The sequence below is a fragment of the Pontibacter pamirensis genome (assembly GCF_010015475.1).
Taxonomy (GTDB): domain Bacteria; phylum Bacteroidota; class Bacteroidia; order Cytophagales; family Hymenobacteraceae; genus Pontibacter; species Pontibacter pamirensis.
Map to the genome: position 1 here is coordinate 21,054 of NZ_SSNI01000038.1, position 21,644 is coordinate 42,697.

At 46.9% G+C, this 21,644-nt stretch carries 21 protein-coding genes; 14 read left to right on the forward strand and 7 right to left on the reverse strand.

All coding sequences use genetic code 11. From position 1 onward, the window contains the following. Window positions 1–141: 141 nt before the first annotated feature. Entirely contained in the window at window positions 142–1,164 is a 1,023-nt protein-coding gene (gene mltG, locus E1919_RS22135; protein WP_162055625.1) for an endolytic transglycosylase MltG, read from the reverse strand. A 524-nt stretch (window positions 1,165–1,688) separates the two neighbouring features. Between mltG and E1919_RS22140 the strand changes: the two genes are divergently transcribed. Then, entirely contained in the window at window positions 1,689–2,312 is a 624-nt protein-coding gene (locus E1919_RS22140) for an L-threonylcarbamoyladenylate synthase (protein WP_162055594.1), read from the forward strand. An 89-nt stretch (window positions 2,313–2,401) separates the two neighbouring features. Here E1919_RS22140 and E1919_RS22145 read toward each other — a convergent pair whose 3' ends face one another. Beyond that, window positions 2,402–3,319, reverse strand: coding sequence for a lysophospholipid acyltransferase family protein (locus E1919_RS22145; RefSeq protein ID WP_162055595.1), 918 nt, complete (start codon window positions 3,317–3,319; stop codon window positions 2,402–2,404). A 190-nt stretch (window positions 3,320–3,509) separates the two neighbouring features. On the opposite strand from E1919_RS22145, the gene E1919_RS22150 reads away from it, so the two are divergent. From E1919_RS22150 to E1919_RS22175, 6 genes are all read left to right on the forward strand, one after another. Continuing rightward, window positions 3,510–4,115, forward strand: a complete 606-nt coding sequence (locus E1919_RS22150) for a WbqC family protein (RefSeq protein ID WP_162055596.1) — start codon at window positions 3,510–3,512, stop codon at window positions 4,113–4,115. Between the two features lie 117 nt (window positions 4,116–4,232). Continuing rightward, window positions 4,233–6,842 carry an ATP-dependent Clp protease ATP-binding subunit gene (locus tag E1919_RS22155; protein ID WP_162055597.1) on the forward strand — a complete coding sequence of 870 codons (2,610 nt, stop codon included), beginning with the start codon at window positions 4,233–4,235 and terminating at the stop codon, window positions 6,840–6,842. A 189-nt stretch (window positions 6,843–7,031) separates the two neighbouring features. Beyond that, window positions 7,032–8,591: an acyl-CoA carboxylase subunit beta gene (locus E1919_RS22160; RefSeq protein ID WP_162055598.1), complete on the forward strand. Its 1,560-nt coding sequence runs from the start codon at window positions 7,032–7,034 to the stop codon at window positions 8,589–8,591. 92 nt (window positions 8,592–8,683) lie between these two features. Continuing rightward, on the forward strand, window positions 8,684–9,754 hold the full coding sequence (locus tag E1919_RS22165) for a M42 family metallopeptidase (protein ID WP_162055599.1): 1,071 nt from the start codon (window positions 8,684–8,686) through the stop codon (window positions 9,752–9,754). Window positions 9,755–9,863: 109 nt separating this feature from the next. Further along, window positions 9,864–10,097, forward strand: coding sequence for a hypothetical protein (locus E1919_RS22170; RefSeq protein ID WP_162055600.1), 234 nt, complete (start codon window positions 9,864–9,866; stop codon window positions 10,095–10,097). Window positions 10,098–10,234: 137 nt separating this feature from the next. Next, window positions 10,235–11,008 (forward strand): ABC transporter substrate-binding protein, encoded by a 774-nt coding sequence (locus tag E1919_RS22175; protein WP_162055626.1) that lies wholly within the window; start codon window positions 10,235–10,237, stop codon window positions 11,006–11,008. A 66-nt stretch (window positions 11,009–11,074) separates the two neighbouring features. Here the strand turns inward: E1919_RS22175 and E1919_RS22180 are convergent, their stop codons facing one another. The 3 genes from E1919_RS22180 to aroB are packed head-to-tail and all read right to left on the reverse strand — an operon-like array spanning window position 11,075 to window position 13,870. Next, window positions 11,075–11,602: a hypothetical protein gene (locus E1919_RS22180; RefSeq protein ID WP_162055601.1), complete on the reverse strand. Its 528-nt coding sequence runs from the start codon at window positions 11,600–11,602 to the stop codon at window positions 11,075–11,077. Further along, the gene (locus E1919_RS22185) at window positions 11,592–12,836 is read right to left on the reverse strand and encodes a 3-phosphoshikimate 1-carboxyvinyltransferase (RefSeq protein ID WP_162055602.1); all 1,245 of its coding nucleotides are present in this window, start codon (window positions 12,834–12,836) and stop codon (window positions 11,592–11,594) included. The genes E1919_RS22180 and E1919_RS22185 overlap by 11 nt, the downstream gene beginning before the upstream one ends. Further along, complete coding sequence (gene aroB / locus E1919_RS22190; protein ID WP_162055603.1) at window positions 12,833–13,870, reverse strand: 3-dehydroquinate synthase; 1,038 nt, start codon at window positions 13,868–13,870, stop codon at window positions 12,833–12,835. Before aroB ends, E1919_RS22185 begins: the two co-directional genes overlap by 4 nt. A gap of 396 nt (window positions 13,871–14,266) precedes the next feature. Here aroB and E1919_RS22195 point away from each other — a divergent pair, with 396 nt between their 5' ends. Further along, a complete protein-coding gene (locus tag E1919_RS22195) occupies window positions 14,267–15,451 on the forward strand; it encodes a proline dehydrogenase family protein (RefSeq protein WP_162055604.1) in 1,185 nt (394 codons plus the stop codon). 122 nt (window positions 15,452–15,573) lie between these two features. Here E1919_RS22195 and E1919_RS22200 read toward each other — a convergent pair whose 3' ends face one another. Together E1919_RS22200 and E1919_RS22205 are read right to left on the reverse strand one after the other, a co-directional pair. Next, window positions 15,574–15,780, reverse strand: a complete 207-nt coding sequence (locus tag E1919_RS22200; RefSeq protein WP_162055605.1) for a hypothetical protein — start codon at window positions 15,778–15,780, stop codon at window positions 15,574–15,576. A gap of 449 nt (window positions 15,781–16,229) precedes the next feature. Next, window positions 16,230–16,436, reverse strand: coding sequence for a hypothetical protein (locus tag E1919_RS22205; RefSeq protein WP_162055605.1), 207 nt, complete (start codon window positions 16,434–16,436; stop codon window positions 16,230–16,232). A 144-nt stretch (window positions 16,437–16,580) separates the two neighbouring features. On the opposite strand from E1919_RS22205, the gene E1919_RS22210 reads away from it, so the two are divergent. From E1919_RS22210 to E1919_RS22235, 6 genes are all read left to right on the forward strand, one after another. After that, window positions 16,581–17,153 (forward strand): RNA polymerase sigma factor, encoded by a 573-nt coding sequence (locus tag E1919_RS22210; protein WP_162055606.1) that lies wholly within the window; start codon window positions 16,581–16,583, stop codon window positions 17,151–17,153. A 48-nt stretch (window positions 17,154–17,201) separates the two neighbouring features. Continuing rightward, window positions 17,202–18,293 (forward strand): S1 family peptidase, encoded by a 1,092-nt coding sequence (locus tag E1919_RS22215; RefSeq protein ID WP_162055607.1) that lies wholly within the window; start codon window positions 17,202–17,204, stop codon window positions 18,291–18,293. A gap of 173 nt (window positions 18,294–18,466) precedes the next feature. Beyond that, window positions 18,467–19,201, forward strand: coding sequence for a fasciclin domain-containing protein (locus tag E1919_RS22220; RefSeq protein WP_162055608.1), 735 nt, complete (start codon window positions 18,467–18,469; stop codon window positions 19,199–19,201). Between the two features lie 295 nt (window positions 19,202–19,496). Further along, on the forward strand, window positions 19,497–20,144 hold the full coding sequence (locus E1919_RS22225) for a fasciclin domain-containing protein (protein WP_162055609.1): 648 nt from the start codon (window positions 19,497–19,499) through the stop codon (window positions 20,142–20,144). A 126-nt stretch (window positions 20,145–20,270) separates the two neighbouring features. Next, window positions 20,271–20,804, forward strand: coding sequence for a hypothetical protein (locus E1919_RS22230; protein WP_162055610.1), 534 nt, complete (start codon window positions 20,271–20,273; stop codon window positions 20,802–20,804). A 152-nt stretch (window positions 20,805–20,956) separates the two neighbouring features. Continuing rightward, window positions 20,957–21,592 carry a DUF4142 domain-containing protein gene (locus E1919_RS22235; protein ID WP_162055611.1) on the forward strand — a complete coding sequence of 212 codons (636 nt, stop codon included), beginning with the start codon at window positions 20,957–20,959 and terminating at the stop codon, window positions 21,590–21,592. The last annotated feature ends 52 nt before the right edge of the window (window positions 21,593–21,644 follow it).

Consider the following 21,644-nt stretch of genomic DNA (forward strand, 5'->3'; position numbering starts at 1 on the left):
AAACTACGACTACTGAATGGTTGAGATGAATTATCTAGTTTATACCTGATTCATGTTGGCATCTATAATCCCGGTGTGATGAACCCGAACCAAAATCAAAAAGCACTACACGTATAACAATTAAACCATCAAATCAAAAAATTACTTCAGGATATTGCGCTCGTTCAGGGCGCGGTGGAAACGGCGCGCATTGGCCTGGTGCTCAGACACTGTAGTGGCAAAGGCATGGTATCCGGAGAAATCCTCCTTTGCACAGAAATAAAGGTAATTATGCTGTTCCGGGTTGAGCACTGCATCTATGCTGGAGATGTTCGGCACGTTGATAGGCCCCGGAGGCAAACCTTTGTATTTATAGGTATTGTAAGGCGAGTCATGAGCTAGGTGCACGTTCAGTACGCGGCGGATGGTGAAGTCGCGCACGGCGAACACCACAGTTGGGTCTGCTTGCAACAGCATGCCCTTGTCCAGGCGGTTCAGGTATACCCCTGCCACCCTTGGCTTTTCATCGCTCTTCAGCGTTTCGGCCTGTACAATAGAGGCCAGTGTAGACACCTCCTGCTGCGAAAGCCCCATCTTATCGGCTTTTGCCTTGCGCTCTGGTGTCCAGAATTTGTCATACTCCGTTTTCATGCGCTCCAGCAGTGCGGGCGCTGTGGTGGTCCAATATACTTCGTAGGTGTTCGGGATAAACATGCTGACGATGTTCGTGGTGTCGAAGCCAAGCGAGGCAAGATATGCCTCATTGTTCAGCAGGCTGTCTACCTCCTCTTCGCTGGCCTCCACGTTAGCGGCCAGCTTTTCAGCAAGTTGGTTACGCAGGCGGATGTTGGCAAAGGTCAGGTTGAGCGGTGTTTGCTGCCCGAGGCGCAACACACCAATTAACTGGCGGTTGCTCCAGCCATGTTCCAGCTCGTAACGCCCTGGCTTCACCAACTCATTATAGTCCATCAGTTTCGACATAAAGCGCAACGACAGCTTGTCGATAATCACGCCGGTGGCCTCTATGGAGTCCATTGCCTCCTCGTAAGTGGCTCCGGTCGGAATGAGCACATATGTCTCGCGGTTCTTCGTGTCTACGTTTGCGGTGTACACAATCTGGTACGCGTAATAAGAGAAGCTCACGAACAGGAACAGGAGCAGCACAATCAGGCCGGGCACCAGCATGCTCTTCTGTTTCTTCTTTCTTCTTGCTATTGGTTTATTCACTTCTTGTCTCTTCTTGCTATTGAATTACTCATTTACTGGCCTTTGGTCATGGTAAAAGGCCTGAAACAGGGACTAAGGTTCCGCACCCGTTCATACTCAAGTGCAAAATTACTACTAATCTTCCTTATCCTGATAATTTTAGGCTAATGATTTAGTAAGTCATCTATCTAACAGGCTGTTGTTCCTTATCCTCCTCCCCTGGCTGTAGCTTTTGCATTCACTGCTCTTCATCGCACAAAAACACGGCCTGAAATGGGTGAGGCTGGCACTAAAAACTTAATAAACCCATCGATCCAGTGCCATATCACTTTCAACATACAGGTTCACTTAACACTGGGAAACGTAGTTTGTACGGCTACTCACCAATCTGCAGGGGCCTCAGCAGCAAACCATGAAACGCTGGCAAGAGTAAATAAGTATGTTAATTAAGCCTGTTAAACTTATCAACAGGGAAAATCCATCTACAATTCACCAACCATACTATGAGCAACGCATCTTTCCTACAGATACACCCCGAAACGCCCCAGCAGCGCAAGATTTTGGAAGCTGTTGAGATTCTTCGGAACGGCGGTGTTATCATTTATCCTACAGATACCATCTACGGCTTGGGCTGCGATATACACAATGCCCGTGCAGTGGAGCGTGTCTGCCTGATCAAGGGCATAAAACCAGACAAGGCGAATCTTTCTTTCATCTGCTCCGACCTCACCCATATTTCCGACTATGCCAAAATCGACACGCCTACCTATAAGGTAATGAAGAAAGCCTTGCCGGGGCCGTTCACATTTGTGCTAGATGCCAGCAGCCGTGTACCAAAATATGCAGGCACAAAAAAAACAGTTGGTATTCGTGTGCCCGATAATAAAATTGCGCTGCAGTTGGTAAAGGAACTGGGTAACCCCATTCTCTCCACCTCTGTCCGGGATGACGATGAAGTGCTCGAGTACAGTACTGATCCCGAGCTTATATATGAGAAGTACAAGAACTTAGTAGATGCCGTGATAGACGGTGGTCCTGGCAAAAACATGGCCTCTACCGTAGTAGACGTCACCAACAACTTTGAAGTACTCAGAGAAGGCTCAGGCGATATAGAACAGTTTTTGTGAGTTAGAGAGTTTAGGAGTTAAAGAGTTAGAAAGTTGTTTATAATTTAAGAGAGGAGTATATATACTTCTAACTCCAAACTCTCTAACTCCTAAACTCCCAAACTCTCGCCCTCCGGGCGCTTATGTTTCCAGCGTTTGTGGGTCCAGAGGTAATCGGCGGGGCTGCGGCGGATAGTGGATTCCAGCTTTTTAGCGAATAGTTCAGTTATTGGGTATTGATCTTCCGCAGCTGGTTTTGCCAGCGTGCCGTCTGTTATGGTTTCAAACGTAAGGGTATAGTGGCCGCGGCTGGTGCGCTGCACATCCAGGTAAAGCACGGGGTAGCCAAACATGTTAGAGAGTTTCTCTGCACCCACATAAAATGGAGTGTCCTGGTGCAGGAAAGTTGTCCAGTACTGGATCTCGTTCTTCATAGGCGTCTGGTCCGACAACATAGCAACGACACGGGGCACCTTCCTGTTTCTGACAAAATCGCGGCTGGTCTCTTTCATCTCTATCAGGCGGGTACCCAACTGACTGCGGGTATGCAGCATGTATGCTTCGAAGAAAGGGTTGTTCAGCGATTTATAGATACCGTTGGTAGGAAAACTAAATTGAACCGCGCCTGCCGGAAGTATCCACTCCCAGTTGGCCGCATGAGATCCCATGGTGATAACGGGTGTCCCTTGCTTTACAAGATCGTCCAGCAACTGCTGATTTGTGAAGGTAATCCGCCGCCTCATCTCCTCGGGACGCATTGAATGTAGTCTCAGAATCTCTACCACCACATCCGCAAACTGCCTGTAAAAGTTTTTTGCTATCCGCTGTATCTCTCTTTCACTTTTCTCCGGAAAAGCACTGCGTAAGTTTTGGAGCACCACCTTTTTACGGTAGCCAATGAGGTAGTACACCACGAAATACAGAAAATCAGCCAGCACGTACAGCACAGGTAGCGGAAGCAGAGACAGGCCTTTCAGGAAAAACCAGAGCGGGTAATACAGCGGCGGTATGTTAGGATCTTTATTCATATGCAGCAAGCCACCACAAAGGTACAACGTGCTTTCTGATTATGAAATCAGATATTTCGTGCTACTTTAGCAGTGAAGCAAATACGTAGCAGGTATCACGACACACGTATCATGATATGAATACAAAGAACAACAGTTTATATAGATACCTCAGCAGCACAAGCCTAACTCTTTAATTTTCTAACTTAAATTGGTTCTCCTTACTGAAGCCCACTACAACCCGCCGATAACTTATTTCTGGTACGCAATCCGCTCAGAAAGTCTGATGCTGGAACGGCACGAAAATTATATAAAACAAAGTTACCGTAACCGCTGCCATGTGCTCACAGCGCAGGGTGTACAGCCGCTGAGCGTTCCGGTAATTCGGGGCAGCAGCAAAAACAAGACGCTGATTTCAGACATTGAAATAGACTACAGCCAGAAATGGTACAACGTGCACTGGCGCACCATACAGGCTGCCTATGGCCGGGCACCCTATTTTGAGTTCTATAGCGACTACATTCGGGAGGTGTATGAACGGCAGCCAAAATATTTATTTCAGCTTAATGTAGAATTGTTGCGGCTTTATCTTAAATTACTAAAACTGAACAAGCCACTAATTTTTACGGAAGCTTACCAGTCGGAGCATGCCAATAACGTATTGGATTTAAGAAATAGACTACATCCTAAAATCTATCCTGACAATTTGCACGTAAAACCCTATACACAAGTATTTGGCAAACAATTTGCATCAGAGCTTAGTATAATTGACTTGTTGTTTACACAGGGGCCCGCGTCACTTGCTTACCTACAGTAAAAGGGCCAACAAACTGAACATTTACATGGCACGGCTTGTTAAAAAGTAGGCTTCTCCTGTTAGCCTCAATCAGTTACAATTATTCAGATTTTAAAGATTACACGGAGTATAGTATACATGGAAGCAAAATTCTCAAACCGAGTAAAAGAGGTTATCTCGCTCAGCCGTGAGGAAGCGATTCGGCTCGGTCATGACTATATCGGTACCGAGCATCTGGTACTGGGCATGATTCGGGAAGGAGAAGGCACCGCCATTGCCCTGCTTAAGAAGCTTGGCGTTTCGATAGATGAATTAAAGTACGCTTTAGAGCAGGCTACACGAAATACAGCAACCCAGAGCAGCAACATTACCGGCAGTATCCCGCTCACAAAGCAGACCGAGAAGGTGCTTAAAATTACTTACCTGGAGGCAAAGATCTTCAAGAGTGATATTATTGGCACAGAGCACCTCTTATTATCCATCCTTCGGGATGAAGACAATATATCTTCTCAAATTTTAGCGAAATTCAACGTGAACTACGAAGCAATAAGAGATTCACTGGATTATCATAGCAATAATCCGCTTGCGTCGTCAGACACTGACGATTCTGATGATTCTGACAAGTTATTTGGCAGCTCGTCTTCACGCTCAGGCAGCACAAGTAAGAAAGCCGGCGAAAAATCGCGCACACCTGTGCTCGATAACTTTGGCCGTGACCTTACCAAACTGGCCGAGGATGACAAACTGGACCCGATAGTTGGTCGTGAAAAAGAAATTGAGCGCGTGGCACAGGTACTGAGCCGCCGTAAGAAAAATAACCCGATCCTGATTGGTGAGCCTGGCGTTGGTAAAACAGCTATTGCAGAAGGCCTTGCCCTGCGCATTATCCAGAAAAAGGTAAGCCGTGTGCTGTTTAACAAGCGTGTGGTAACCTTGGACCTTGCCTCTTTGGTAGCCGGCACAAAATACCGTGGCCAGTTTGAGGAGCGTATGAAGGCGGTGATGAACGAGTTGGAGAAGTCTCCGGACGTGATTCTGTTCATTGATGAGCTGCATACGATTGTGGGTGCCGGTGGCGCCTCCGGTTCCCTGGACGCCTCCAACATGTTCAAGCCTGCGCTTGCCCGTGGCGAGATTCAATGCATCGGTGCGACTACCCTGGATGAGTACCGCCAGTACATCGAGAAAGATGGTGCTTTGGCCCGTCGTTTCCAGATTGTGATGGTAGACCCTACCACGCCAGAGGAAACTATCGAGATCCTGAACAACATCAAGGACAAGTATCAGGATCACCACCACGTAAATTATACTGACAAGGCAATTGAAGCCTGTGTAAAGCTGAGCGACCGCTACATGAGCGACCGCTTCCTTCCAGACAAGGCCATCGATATTCTGGATGAGGCTGGTGCGCGTGTTCACATCAACAACATCATTGTACCGGATGATATCCTGAAGCTCGAAGAGCAGATTGAGAACATCAAGGTAGAGAAAAACCGTGTGGTGAAGAGCCAGAAATACGAAGAGGCTGCCCAACTGCGTGATAAGGAGAAGAAACTCATCGACCAGCTGGAATCTGCAAAGAAAAGCTGGGAAGAAGAGACCAAGAAAAGACGCTATACAGTAAAAGAGGAAAATGTGGCAGAAGTCATTGCCATGATGACAGGTATTCCTGTGAAGCGTATCGCACAGAAAGAAGGTGTGAAGCTTCTGAACATGGGCGAAGAGCTGAAAGGCAAAGTGATTGGCCAGGACAAAGCGATTGGCCAGTTGGTGAAAGCCATCCAGCGTACGCGTGTGGGTCTCAAAGACCCGAAGAAGCCAATAGGTTCCTTTGTGTTCTTAGGTCCGACAGGTGTTGGTAAAACAGAACTTGCCAAAGTGCTGGCTACTTACCTGTTCGATAAAGAAGATGCGTTAGTGCGTATCGACATGAGTGAGTACATGGAGAAATTCAGCGTATCCCGATTAGTGGGAGCGCCTCCAGGATACGTGGGCTACGAAGAAGGTGGCCAGCTGACGGAGAAAATCCGCCGCAAGCCATACTCTGTAGTACTGCTGGATGAGATTGAGAAAGCACACCCGGATGTATATAACCTGTTGTTACAGGTGCTGGATGATGGTATTCTGACAGACGGATTGGGCCGTAAGGTTGACTTCCGTAACACGATCATCATCATGACATCGAACATTGGTGCCCGCGACTTACAGGATTTTGGAGCCGGTATTGGTTTTATGTCCAAGAGCAAGCAGGAGAATGTGGACGATATTATGCAGAGCACTATAGCCAGCGCATTGAAGAAAACATTCTCTCCGGAGTTCCTGAACCGCCTGGACGATGTAATTGTGTTCAACTCACTTAACCGTGAAGACATGCACAAAATCATCGAGTTGTCTCTTAGCAAGCTATTTACTCGTGTGGAAGCTTTAGGCTATACTATCGAGCTTTCCAAAGCGGCAAAAGACTTTGTAGCTGAGAAAGGGTATGATCCGAAGTATGGTGCCCGCCCATTGAACCGTGCTATTCAGAAGTACATTGAAGACCCGATTGCAGAAGAGATTCTGAAGGCTGAGGTAAACCAGGGCGATGTTATCATGGTAGACCACAAGGAAGGCGACGAGAAGCTGACTTTCGTCTCTAAGAAGAGCACCGGCAGAAAAGCCAAAATGGCTAATGACGGGGAAGAGGAAACTGAGCCAACAGAGCCCAACAAGTCTTCTGACCCGGACAAATCAAAAGATACTGAGTAATTCTCTTTAAATACTTTGATAAGGGCTGCCTGCATAGGCAGCCCTTATTTTTTTCCTCATTTACACGTTGCTTAATATTCAAAAAGACATATATTGAAAAAATCATACAACTGTACAGGATTTAGCTCCAGAGTTTTTAAATTTGAAAGATAATAATTTAGTAATATATACATCTTATAACATTTATACATGGCAGGAGAAATCAGGCAAAGCCAGATAAATACGCTGGAGCGCAAAAATGCCGAGTCACAACTTGGCGGCGGACAAGACCGAATAGATGCACAGCATAAAAAAGGGAAACTGACAGCACGCGAGCGCATTCACCTGCTCCTTGACGAGAACTCCTTCGAAGAAATTGGCAAGTTTGTAATGCACCGCTCCAAAGATTTTGGCCTAGACAAACAATACTACCTTGGCGATGGTGTGGTAACAGGATATGGTACCATCAACGGGCGCCCTGTATATGTTTTTTCCCAGGATTTTACTGTGTTGGGCGGCTCGCTTTCAGAGACACACGCTGAGAAAATCGTTAAAATAATGGAGCTTGCCATGAATAACGGCGCTCCTGTAATAGGCCTGAATGATTCCGGCGGAGCCCGGATACAGGAAGGTGTGGTATCGCTGGGTGGTTATGCCGATATTTTCTACCGCAACACACTGGCTTCCGGCGTTATCCCGCAGATTTCTGCCATAATGGGCCCCTGTGCGGGTGGTGCGGTTTATTCTCCGGCAATCACTGATTTCATTATGATGGTGCAGGATACCTCTTACATGTTTGTGACTGGCCCGAATGTGGTGAAAACGGTAACACATGAGGAAGTTACTTCTGAGGAGCTTGGTGGTGCCAGCACCCACAGCACCAAAAGCGGCGTCACGCATTTTTCTTGTTTAAACGAAGCAGAGTGTATTCAGCATATCAAGAAGCTGCTTTCCTATATCCCGCAAAACTGCGAAGACCTCCCGCCTTCCCTGCCTTACAAAACTTCAGGCGACGAGACAAGAGAAGTACTCAATACCATCATTCCTGAAAATCCGAATCAGCCTTACGATATACGTGAAGTGATTGAAGGAATTATTGATGAAGACACTTTCTTTGAAGTACATAAAAACTTCGGCGAGAACATTGTCGTTGGTTTTGCGCGTTTAGCTGGCCGCAGCATTGGTATTGTGGGCAACCAACCCGCCGTGCTGGCCGGTGTGCTGGATATAAACGCCAGCACCAAGGCAGCGCGCTTCGTGCGTTTCTGCGATTCCTTTAATGTGCCCCTGCTGGTGCTGGAAGATGTACCGGGCTTTATGCCGGGCACCGACCAGGAGTGGCGCGGCATTATTACTAACGGAGCAAAGCTGCTTTATGCTTTCTGTGAGGCTACTGTTCCACGCATTACGGTTATCACGCGCAAAGCCTATGGCGGTGCTTACGATGTGATGAACTCTAAGCACATTGGCGCCGACATGAACTTTGCCTGGCCAACGGCTGAGATTGCCGTGATGGGTGCACAGGGTGCAGCTGAAATCATTTTTAAACGTGAGATTGCCGCAGCCGAAGACCCGAAGGCAAAGTTGGCTGAAAAAGTAGAGGAATATAAAGAGAAGTTCGCAACGCCTTATCGTGCCGCCCATCGTGGCTTTATAGACGAAGTGATTATGCCTGCAGATACGCGCTCCAAATTAATCAAGGCTTTTAAAATGCTCGAGAACAAAGCAGTTACCCTGCCTAGAAAGAAGCACGGCAACATTCCGCTTTAAAATTCCTGATTTTACAGGAAAAATCAGAAAATGTACGTACATATATGTTTATTTTTCTGTTTACTGACAACCTAAACTGCTAACCGACACCTATGCGACAAGAATCTTTTGACTTTTTACAGAAGTACCTGAACAACTCCTCTCCTACCGGCTTTGAGGCGGAGGGGCAAAAACTGTGGCTGGAGTATGTAAAACCATACATCGACAGTTACTTTACAGACACCTACGGCACTGTGGTGGGTGTTATTAATCCGGAGGCGGAATACAAAGTTGTTATAGAGGCGCATGCCGATGAAATTTCCTGGTTCGTGAACTACATTACAGCAGAGGGCTACATTTACCTGAAGCGTAACGGTGGCTCCGATGCCCTGATAGCGCCATCGAAACGCGTGAACATCTATACCTCCAAAGGAATTGTAAAAGCAGTTTTTGGTTGGCCTGCTATTCATGTGCGCAAGGTGGAAAACGATAAAGCCCCAACCCTTGAAACTGTGTTCCTGGACTGTGGCGCCAAAAACCGTGAGGAAGTAGAAGAGATGGGCATCCATGTGGGCTGCGTTGCCACCTTCGAGGATGAGTTTATGGTAATGAACGACCGCTACTACGTGGGCCGCGCCCTGGATAACCGAATCGGTGGCTTTATGATTGCAGAGGTAGCACGCATGCTGAAGGAAAACAACAACCAGCTTCCGTTCGGGCTCTACATTGTGAATGCGGTGCAGGAAGAAATCGGATTACGTGGCGCTGAGATGATTGCGCACCGCATCAAGCCGGATGTAGCTATCATCACTGACGTAACCCACGACACACAGTCGCCGATGTATGAAAAGAAAACCAGCGGCGACATTCATTGCGGCAAGGGACCAGTGATAGCCTATGGTCCGGCCGTGCAGAACAACGTACGGGACCTTATCATCAACACAGCTAAAGAGAAGGCTATTCCGTTCCAGCGTTCAGCTGTTTCACGTGCCACCGGCACTGATACGGATGCCTTTGCCTATTCTAACGCAGGGGTGGCCTCCGCACTCATCTCGCTTCCGCTGAAGTACATGCACACCACAGTGGAAACCGTGCATAAAGATGATGTGGACAACGTGATCAAGATGATTTACGAGACAGTATTAAAAATACAGGACAAGCAGGACTTCCGCTACCTGAGCTAAGCTTTATAGATATACCTGAGACCTCCGGATCCTTGAAAGTCCGGAGGTTTTTACATATAGCAAGCTTGACTTTTAGCAGCGAATAGAACCAGATTATATGCACCGGTACATGTTTTGGACTTTGATCATTCTGCCTTGGATCTTTCTTGCCATCTACCTAAGCCGCCCAAAAGATGATCCTCGCATTACAGCCTTTATACTTGTATCGCTGGTCATACACCTGGGTATCGTGATCAATATCCGTCGGAAATCTGTGGGCATGTCAGTAAGCGAAACATTTAAAGCCTTTGTGCCTTTCTGGGGTACGAAAGAATACAGGCGCCTGTACTTTCAGGAAGTATAAACCCTGGCTCTTAAGTTTTTAGGTGGGCTCCCTAATACTCCATGGTAGGTTCAGCTCATTAACATTTCAAGAGCCGCCGCCATTCATAATGCAGCATTCATTATTCATCATTCTATAAAGTGATTTCTATTGACCAGATGGGCCACACTGTTGCACTGCCGGACTTACCGCAGCGCATTATCTCGTTGGTCCCTTCCCAGACGGAACTATTGTTCGACTTAGGTTTAGAAAATCGTATAGTCGGCCTTACCAAGTTCTGCATTCATCCAAAGCCACAGGTAAAGCAGAAAGCTATTATTGGCGGCACCAAAAACTTTCGGTTCGATGCTATTGACAAACTGCATCCAGACCTGATTATCGGCAACAAAGAAGAAAATTATAAAGAAGGCATCGGGCAATTGCAGCAGAGATACCCGGTTTGGATGAGCGACATTTATACCTTAGACGATGCGCTTTGGATGATGCAGCAGGTTGGGCAGCTAACGGGCACAGAGGCCAAAGCACAGGAACTGATACAAGGAATAAGCACAGGCTTCAAAAGCCTGCAGCCTGCTCAGGCTCTTATTAGTACGGCCTACTTCATCTGGCGCAAACCCTACATGGCGGTAGGCAGCCACAACATTATTGACTACATGCTGCAGCATTGCGGTTTCCAGAATACTTTCGCTGACCTGGCGCGTTACCCTGAAATTACACCAAAACAGCTGCAGCAGGCCAACCCTAAGCTCATTCTGCTGTCCTCAGAACCATACCCGTTCAGGGAAAAGCATGTAGCGGAGTTTCAGGAGATTTGCCCGCAGGCATTGATTAAGATTGTAGACGGGGAGATGTTCAGCTGGTACGGCAGCAGGCTGTTGCATGCGCCTGCCTATCTGCAGCAGGTAGTGGAAGAGGTAAAGCAGGAGCTATAATATTTTTTCCTGTCGCAAGTTTAGCGCAGTGTATCTTGTGACGCAGCTAGTATAATTTGCTAAAATCTACTGCAACTGCTTTAACAGCCCCTTTGCTCTATCAGAAATTTCTTTGAAGTAGTCAGCGTCCTGCTGCACTTCGGCGGCACTTTTATGCAGCACTTCCCGCTTGTTATCTGGCTCATTTAAACCAGATAGTGTAATAACGCGCTCAATGCGTTTCTGCTGTTCTAAGTTAAGTTCTGCCAATGGCAGCTTTTCCAATGCCTCAACCAACTGCAGCCTGAAATCCTTCTTCTCAACTTTCTCCTCGTCCAGTAACCGGAACACAGCAGCTACAGCCTCATCTTGGTAGGGTGAATGTACGGCTGACTTTATAAGCTCGGCCGTGGTGGGCAAATGTAACTTTATCAGAATTAGATAACCGCCTCCCTGTGCGGCGGCCGTAGAATAGCATTTCATCCAGAAGCCGCCGGTATCTTTGTGCTTGTAAACAGCAGCCCAACCACCGGCAGCTTCTTCCATCAGCTGCATCTGGCTGAGCTGCTCTTCAATCAGCTTCGCATCTCCGTATAGCCGCCTGCTATTGTTCATGTTCTATTGTGAATCCCACTTTCTCCAAGTCTTCCCAGAAACGTGGGTATGACTTGCGCACCACGCTGGGTTCCTGTACCTGCACAGGCTCCAAGAGCGCCAGCGGCGCGAAAGCCATCGCCATGCGGTGGTCCTGGTATGTGCGGAAACTAAGTTCGTCTTTGGTGATGATGCCCGGCTCCAGGCGGAAAACACCTGGCGTTATTTCCTGCAGCGAGGAGTTCATACTTAACACCTCTATTTGCAGCGCCTGAATACGATCTGTTTCTTTTATACGGAGGCTCTCAAGCCCTGTCATCTCCACTGTTACACCCAGGCCTGCGCATAGTGCCACAATCGTCTGCGCCAAATCCGGGCAGTTGGAGAAATCATAAACTACATGGCGTTCAGGGTTCTTCTTAAACAGCTTCACCCCCTCCTCCACAAAAGAAGTATAAACCCCCAGCCGATCCATAATATCCACGATGGCACGGTCACCCTGAAAGGACTTTTCTCTCAGGCCAAGCAGCGTAATGTCTGCCTCCCTAGCCAATGCCACCAGGCTATACCAATAACTAGCCGCTGACCAGTCTGACTCTACATGAAAAGTAGATGCTTTATACTGCTGGTGTGGCACTGTAATCGTATTCTTCTCAAACGTAGCGGACACACCAAAATGCTGCATCAGCGAAAGCGTCATCTCAATGTAGGGCCGGGAACCAATCTTACCTTCCAGTTCCAGTTCCAGTCCATCCGGCAGGAGTGGCCCCACCATCAGCAGCGCTGATATATACTGGCTGCTGATATCGCTGCGCACTTTTAAATTGCGCTTGCCATTCCCGCTAAAGCCGTTCATTTTCAAAGGCGGATATCCTTCCTCCCCCAGGTACTCGATGCTGGCACCTAATTCTTTCAGCGCCTCTACCAGCACTTTAATGGGGCGCTGGCACATACGTTCGGTACCGGTTAGTATCTTCTGCTGGCCTGTGACTGCATAGTAAGCTGTCAGGAAGCGCATGACTGTGCCTGCGTCTTCCGCATCTATTGTTTCAGCGTCACTTTTCAGGAGGCGCTGCAGCAATTGCGTGTCATTGGCTTCTGAAAGGTTATGCAGCTCAGACTCCTGGCCTGACAGTGCCGCAATAATAAGCGCACGGTTTGCCTCGCTCTTTGATGCAGGCAGTTTTATACTTCCGTTGAGCGAGCCTGTTGGGTGAGTCAGCGTAACAGAAGTTAAGTTCTTTGATGATATCATAATGATTCGTAATAGCGTAATGACTCTTCGATGTCTTGCAGCGTGATGGGCTGGTTGTATACGGCATGGCCAATCCCCCGCAACAAGGTGCAGTTGATGGCAAAGCCGGAATTCTTTTTATCCTGAAGCGCCAGTACCGCTATCTGCTCTATGTCTTCCCTTTTCAGGACCACCTTTTCATACACCATCTCCAGGAAAAGCTCTACTTTACCCAGGTCTTCTTCCGACAGCAACTCCTTCTTCACCGACAGGAAAGCTTCGCAGACCATACCAACGGCAATGGCTTCTCCGTGCAATATTCCCCGGTTTGGCTGACTCATCAGGTATGTTTCCACGGCATGGCCCACGGTGTGGCCAAAGTTCAATATCTTCCGCAGGCCGCCTTCCAGCGGGTCTGCCTCCACTACTTTGGATTTAATGGCGACAGAATGCCGGATTAACTCTTCCCAGTCATCCGTCATCATACCAATATGCCGCTGTTCCTCGAATTTTTCTTTGTCCGCTATCAGCCAGTGCTTGATAATTTCGGCATAGCCGGACTTTAGCTGGCGCTGGGGCAGGGTCTGCAAAAAAACAGGATTGATGAAGACAGCCTGCGGCTCCTGGTACACGCCAATGTGGTTCTTGAGACCATGAAAGTCGATGCCTGTTTTGCCGCCCACACTCGCATCCACCTGTGCCAGCAGGGTAGTTGGCACCTGCACAAAGTATATTCCGCGCTTGAACACAGCCGCACAGAAGCCGCCCACATCCCCTATCACGCCACCGCCTAAATTAACCAGCACCGACCAGCGGTCCAGGTGTAGTTCCGTCATGCGCTGCCAGATAGTCTCGCAGGTTTGCAGGGTCTTATGCTCCTCGCCACTCTGTATCTGGATAAGCTCATGCGCAGGCAGGTGTGGCTTCAGCAGCGGATAGCAGTGCGCCAATGTATGCTCATCCACCAATACCACCACTTTATTAAAAGCGCGGTTCTGAAGCAGCGTCGTCAGCTCTCCTAGCGCATTATTCCCGATGTGAATCGTTTCTGTCACAGTATTTTGTGCTTTGTTTGTGTGCGATATTCAAAAGCAACCTGACTTTCTCAGCACATTTTGCCTTGAACAGGTAGACTGCAACCGCAATATAGTAGCTACGCCCGAACTTCCAGTCCGAAACAACAGAATAAGTACCAGAAATAAGCCTTGAGATTGTTCTTGATTCGTTCAGGCAGCGTGCTTTTCTCTTCTATACCATCACTACTCATAACCTCTTCAGCAAATGGCAGAATGGTTTGAAACACTATAATCATAACGCAATGTAATAAGTCACCGTTTGGAGGCTGGAGGCAAATTGGCGGCATATTTTTTGATTGTCAACTGCTGTTTGAAATGACTATTTGTATAGCTGAACCGCTATCTTTGCAGCACTTATAAATGTATAACATGTACATGAACCCTAGTACCAAAGTGTCTTTTGATGACACAGCCGTTGCGTTTTATTCTAAATCAGACGCAGAGCTATACAAGTTATACCTGCTGTTTAAAATGATGAACAGCAACTTTCTTGTGAAGACAGGCGGTAACCTCTTGAATACTGCCTTAAATCTTCACCTTCCTGTCAAGTTTATTGTAAAAAAGACTGTCTTCAATCACTTCTGCGGCGGTGAAACAATAGAGGAGTCGGAGCGTGCTATTCAGGAGCTTAGCCAGTATAATATCGGCACCATACTCGACTACTCTGTGGAGGGTGAGGGGGACGAGAAAAGCTTTAACGCTACCCGCGATGAGCTGCTGCGCACCGTGGAAAAAGCCCGGGGCCATAAGTTTATTCCTTTTTCTGTTTTTAAAGTAACAGGCTTGGTAGACATTAAGCTGTTAGAGAAAGTGCAGGACAGGCAGGAGCTTACGGCAGAGGAACGAGCCGCCTTCGAACGTGGCCGCGACCGTATGAATGCCATCTGCCAGCGCTGCTACGAAGCGAGTGTACCAGTGTTTGTGGATGCTGAGGAAAGCTGGATCCAGGAAACCATTGATAACCTAACTTATGAGATGATGGCACTCTACAACAAAGAGACGGCCATTGTGTACAACACTTACCAGATGTACCGCCACGACCGGCTGGATGTAATACAGCGGGATTATGCCAATGCGGTGAAGGAAGGCTATTACCTGGGCGCGAAGCTCGTGCGTGGGGCATATATAGAGAAGGAGCGCAGGCGTGCACAGGCAGAAGGCTACCCGGACCCTATTAACCCGACGAAAGAGGCCTCTGATAAACTCTTTGATGATGCCCTGCACTTCTGCGTTGAGCATATCGACAAAATTCACGTCTGTGCCGGTACGCACAACGAACAGAGTTCTTACCTTTTGATGGAGCTGATGGCAGCACACGGCATTGCGCCGGATGATGAGCGTGTATACTTTTCCCAGCTGTATGGTATGAGCGATAACCTCTCTTACAACCTGGCTAAAGCAGGCTACAATGTAGCAAAGTATGTTCCCTACGGTCCTGTGGAAGCCGTGATGCCTTACCTCCTGCGCCGGGCCAATGAAAATACAGCCATAGCCGGGCAGAGCAGCCGCGAGTTTAACCTCATCAAAAAAGAAATGGACCGCCGCAAACTGGCAAAGTAGCCCGAACGTTGCTTCCCTTAGATGCAGACATCCTGATAAAACAGAAGGGCCCCACGCTGTTGCATGGGGCCCTTCTGTGTGTTTTAGAACTATATGCTATCCGCTGGTAGTTCTTGCTAAAATTACTGAACTTCAGTAGCTGGAGCCTCTTCAACAACAGTTGAGTCAACTACAACTTCTTCAGTAACTACTTCTTCCTCAACTACTACTTCTTCTTCAGCAACTACTTCAGTTTCTACAGCTTCAGTTTCAGTTGTTGCTTCTTCGTTGCAAGCAGTGAAAGCAGTAAGAGCAAAAGCTACGAAAGCGAATTTAAATAAATTTTTCATCTTGTGTTTGTGATTAAGTGTTTTTGGTTTCGATTTTAACTTCATACCCAAACTGCCCGGAGGTAACCCGGCTTTTTAAAAAAATTAAAAAATATTTTTTCAGAGGGTTACAAAAAGGACAACTTATGCATATAAATCACACACAATCAACTACCTATAAAAGTTAAGATACTCTGGCTAGAAGTAAAAATAATTGTTCGTGTAGTTGTCCTTTGCTTTTAATCTTCTCCTTCCCTTATTTTATGCAGCTTTTAAAGCAGTAGCTGAAGAAAAGCTTTTCAAAAACGTCGTGCTTCATAATTATGAAGTCTTTGGTAGGCTATGGTGTAGAGACCGAAGTCGGGCTTAATCAGAAAAGGGAGAAAAAGCAGCGGGGTCCCACGCTTATGCATAGGACCCCGCTGTGTGTTTTAGAACTATATGCTATCCGCTGGTAGTTCTTGCTAAAATTACTGAACTTCAGTAGCTGGAGCCTCTTCAACAACAGTTGAGTCAACTACAACTTCTTCAGTAACTACTTCTTCCTCAACTACTACTTCTTCTTCAGCAACTACTTCAGTTTCTACAGCTTCAGTTTCAGTTGTTGCTTCTTCGTTGCAAGCAGTGAAAGCAGTAAGAGCAAAAGCTACGAAAGCGAATTTAAATAAATTTTTCATCTTGTGTTTGTGATTAAGTGTTTTTGGTTTCGATTTTAACTTCATACCCAAACTGCCCGGAGGTAACCCGGCTTTTTAAAAAAATTAAAAAATATTTTTCTAGAGGGTTACATTGCGCCCCTAAACGTATTAAAATTGATTGGAATGAAGAAGAGTTTGTATGAGACGGATGAGGCGATTCTGGAGGGCATCCGGCGCGACGACGAAAGAGCGTTGGCCTACCTGTACAAACTTTATTTCCCGATGATTTCTCATTTTATTCTGAGTAACAGCGGAACTGACGACGAGGCGAAAGACATTTACCAGGAAGGCGTCATTGTGTTCTATGAGAAAATAAAGGGAAATACACTGGAGTTGAGCTGCCAGATAAAAACTTACCTGTACTCGGTATGCCGCAGGCTGTGGCTGAAACGGCTGGCAGAGAAAGGACGATACGCCGTGAAGATGGAGGATTCGGAGTCTTTTTTGCCTGTAGAGGAAGACACACAACACCATGAAGAACAGGAAAGGCAGTTTGGCGTAATGGGTGAGTCTCTTGAGCAACTGGGAGAACCCTGCCGCTCTTTACTGGAGGATTATTACATCAGGATGCAAAGCATGCAGGTGATTACGGAGAAGTATGGCTATACTAACTCCGATACAGCTAAAAACCAGAAGTATAAATGCCTGCAACGCCTGAAAAAATTATTTTTTGCCACCTATAAACCCGAGGTATAAAAGGGTTCGCTTTTAAAAGGCCTGCACAAGGCCACAGAGAAAACAACGATGTTAGAGTACCGCGCCTACGAGCAAATTGAGAGCTATCTGAGCAATGATATGCCTGCCGATGAAAAGGCAGCTTTCGAAGTGCTGCTGCGCACTGATGCGCGCCTGGCAGAGCAAGTGCGTGAGCACAGGCAACTGCTGCAGACCATGCGCAGCTTTGGCCAGCGCCAGTCGCTAAAGCTGCAACTAGATCGCATCCACTCAGAAATGGAAGACGAAACCGCTGTGGCCACGCCGGCTCTATGGAAAGTTTTCTGGAACCGCCATGCCCAAACAGTTGCTGTTGCCGCCAGCGTATCTTTGCTTTCTGTGTTCGGCACACTCTGGAGCGTACAACAGCTAAAAGCCCCGGTGCGGCAGCAAACAGCACGCTACGTAGAACTTCGCCGCGAAGTAGAGCGCCTGAAGAAAACGCAAACGGCTATCATCAATGGCATTAACGATGCCACCAAACCGGCCCCGCGTCCTGCTGCTTTCAGCGGCACAGGCTTTGCCATCAACGCGGACGGGTATCTTGTCACCAGCTCGCATGTAGTAGAAGGTGCTGATTCTGTGCTTATCGAAAATGAGGCCGGGCAGAAGTATAAAGTAGTAGAAGTGTACCGCGACCAGATTCACGACCTTTCTATCCTGAAAGTTTCTGACTCTGCGTTCACAACCTTTGGTAAACTGCCTTACACTTTTAAAACAGCAGAATCTGACTTAGGAGAGAAAGTGTATACCTTAGGCTACCCACGCGAAGACATCGTGTTTGGAGAAGGTTCGCTAAGTTCAGCCAGTGGTTTTGAGGGCGATACAACTGCTTACCAAATATCGATACCCCTTAACCCGGGCAATAGCGGAGGACCACTGCTCGATGACAAGGGCAACCTGATAGGCGTTATCAGTGGCAAGCAAGCAGGGCAGGAAGGGGCAGCCTTTGCCATTAAGTCAGCTTACCTACTGCAGATGATTAATGAGTTGCCGCAAACAGATACCTTGGCGGCTATTGCATTAACTCTACCACAAAAAAATGCACTTTCAGGCCAAAATAGACCACAGCAACTTAAAAAGCTTAAAGATTACGTTTTTGTAGTGAAGGTGTATAATTAGTTCGTGAAACCCTGTAACCTTTTAGTGTAGCTCGAAAACAGGGTGCTGCTGGTGGCTAAATTCCAACCCCTAGGCTTAACATTTTCTTTTAAAATCAGTTATAATAATAAGTTAATATAGATTAACGATCAATAAAGATTGTTTTGATCTCTGAACTTAAAAACACTTAAACTATGAAAAAGAAAACAATATTACCTATGGCATTTGCCGCAGTTATGATGTTTGGTTGCGCTGGTTCTGACACTACAGTGGACGATACTACCGCTATGGATACATCAGCAACCATGAGCGAAACTCAGTCTATGGCAGGAACCGCTACTGATACAGAAGCAAATGCCATGCGCTCTCTGGTGATAGAAAGAGAAATTGTAGCTCCGCTCGCTACGATAGAACTTGCCACCCTACCTTTGGAAAACCCAGTTGAAATCAGCGAAATGTTTGAGGACATTGATGACACAGAGCAATATAGAATAATGGATTTGGCTAGGAAAAGCCCTAACCTTACCACTTTTGTGAAGCTCATTGAATATGCAAACTTGGAAGCGGATATAGAGCGCTTAAATGATGTAACTCTTTTCGCGCCAACAAATGAGGCTTTTGCCCAAATGGATAGGCAAAAACTAGAGATGTTGTTGATGCCTGAAAATCAGGCTCAATTAATGATGCTGCTACAGGCTCATGTGCTGCCAAGCAAAGTAAGCACCTTGCAATTCAACACTACGCAGCGTATTGAGTATACTGAAGAACGCTATATTCCAGTAGATGTAACTTTAAATGGTACTAATGTGCTGATAGGTGGTTCTAATATTGTCCAGGGTAATGTGGAATCGGCTAACGGTTTTATTCATGTTATGGATAGCGTTATTCAACCAGATGTGGTTGCCGTTGAAAATGCTGTTGGATATTAATCCTTAACAAACAGATTAATAGATAAAATAGAAAGGCTCTTCCTGCAAAGGAAGAGTTTTTTTATTAAAACCCTTTTGGTGCTTTGCATTTGGAGGTGAAAAGAAGCCTTGTTCGCTCCTGCCAAAGCGTATCAGAAGAAGTACTACAACGGTAGCTGCGAGAAAAAACAATTCAAAACCACACAATATATATTACCCTTGGTCGCTCCTTCTTCACAGCACTGAAGACAGCGGCAGAAACGGAACACTGACAAATATATTTGGTCGTTTTATAAACCACAATACAACAAGCTTTATGAAAAGAACAGTCCAACAATTAATGATAATAGCTGCAGCAGCTGTCTTTGGCTATGGTTGTGCCGGCTCAGATACTGGCACAGATATTACAGGCACAGCAGTAGAAGCCCAAATCACAGAAGATGAATCTGGTTCTCAGGACCCAATGGACCCAGATACAGACATGTCGGCGGAGCGTACAGGAAACAATACTGTGTCAGCTGATAACACGATTGGCCGTGACATGAATATTGTGGCGCTGGTGCAGCAAAACCCTAATCTATCTACTTTCCTGGAGTTGATACGTGCCGCCGACCTGGTTACAATCTTAGAGAGTCCTGCACCTTATACTGTTTTTGCACCGACGAATGAGGCCTTTGCCGCCCTTCCGGCAGGCACTATTGAAAGTTTAAAGGACCCTGCCAGTAAATTAGAGTTAACACGGATAATACAGGCACACGTGCTCCCTAACAGAATTAGCTCAGCAGAGATGCAGCATAACATGCCTATGGTAACAGCACAAGGCGATGAAGTAATTGTAACCAAAGATGGGGCTGCTATAGAGGTGGGCGGAGCGAAAGTTATCATTCCCGATGTACAAGCCTCCAATGGAATCGTGCACGTGGTGGACAGAGTGCTTGTGCCGCCTCAGAGGAGCAACGACTAGCGCAAGGCCAAACTCCTGAATGTAACCCATAGATGTTTGGCACCGTTAAGACTAAGGGCAGGGAAAGCTTAAAAATAAGCTTTTGTTGCCTTACGAACTATTAAGTGAACTATAAAGATAAAGACTATGAACAAAACAGATGATGCAGGTATGATGACCGCAATGTTTCCTGACAGAGAAAGTGCTGAACGTGCCTATGAAGAATTGAGAGCACGTGGCTATGATAAAGATGATATAAATGTAGTGATGTCGGATGACGCTCGTAAGCGCCACTTCGGTGACGAAGACAAAGACGACACCACAGAGCTTGGCAACAAGTCACTTGAAGGTACAGGTGCTGGTTCAGCAATTGGTGGTACTCTAGGTGCTATCATAGGAGCAGTAGCCGCTATAGGTACTTCCGTGGCAATCCCAGGCTTAGGACTGGTAGTTGCTGGTCCGCTGGCAGCAGGTCTTGCCGGTGCTGGTGCTGGTGGTCTTACAGGTGGCTTGATTGGTGCTTTAGTAGGTGCCGGTATACCTGAAGAGCGTGCCAAAGTGTACGAATCGGGTGTTAAAGAAGGTAACATCGTGCTTGGCTTCAGACCTCACAACGCTGAAGATGCACGTTACTTCGAGACACACTTCCAAAAGAACAGAGGTGAACACATCTATTATTAATATTGATAAAAGTAGATTTAAATAAACAGAAGAAAAGCCTGCCTTTAAAAGGGCAGGCTTTTCTCTTTAGAAGCACACATTATAAACAAATTCCGGTAGTTTCGTATGCAAAAGGTATATACATGTAATTCTACTAAAAGAAACGATACACTATGAAAAAGATGATAATTGCCGTCGCTTTTCTGGGAGGTGCGTTCACCTTCGCTTCCTGTGACTCTGGTACAAACGAGCAGCAAGACACTACAGCCACCGGAACTCCGGTAGTAGCTCCAGATACAGCGATAACGGAAGAAAAGCAGGACCTGATGGTTTATGCTGCCCGAAACAACATGCTGCAGATGGAACTAGGTCGCCTGGCTACAGAGCATGGCAACACCGAAGGTGTGCGGGTGTACGGACAACGGCTGGTGGACTGGTACAGCGACAAGCAGGCAGAGCTACGGGAACTGGCGCAGAGGTATAATGTTACACTGCCACTGGAACTGAATGAAGATCAGGCGGAACATGTAGAGGAATTACGCAATACAGCAGTCACTGAGTTTGATGCAAAATACTGGGAAGAATTAGCGGATGCACAGCAGAAAGCCATAGATGAGTTTGAAGACGCGCTGAATGATGTAGAAGAGGCAAATGCAACTTCCTTCAGCTTATGGGCACGCAATACCATGAAAGAGCTCCAGGCTCAAATGGAACAGGCAAAATCTCAGGATTTTATGCAGGACTATGAGACACCGACGGGTGTCAGAGACGGAGAGGAAGAGGGCTCCGGGGCTCGGATTGGCAGTTAACAGAAGCAATGTGTACTAGCTTAACAGCAGTGGCGAGGCTATTACCCTCGCC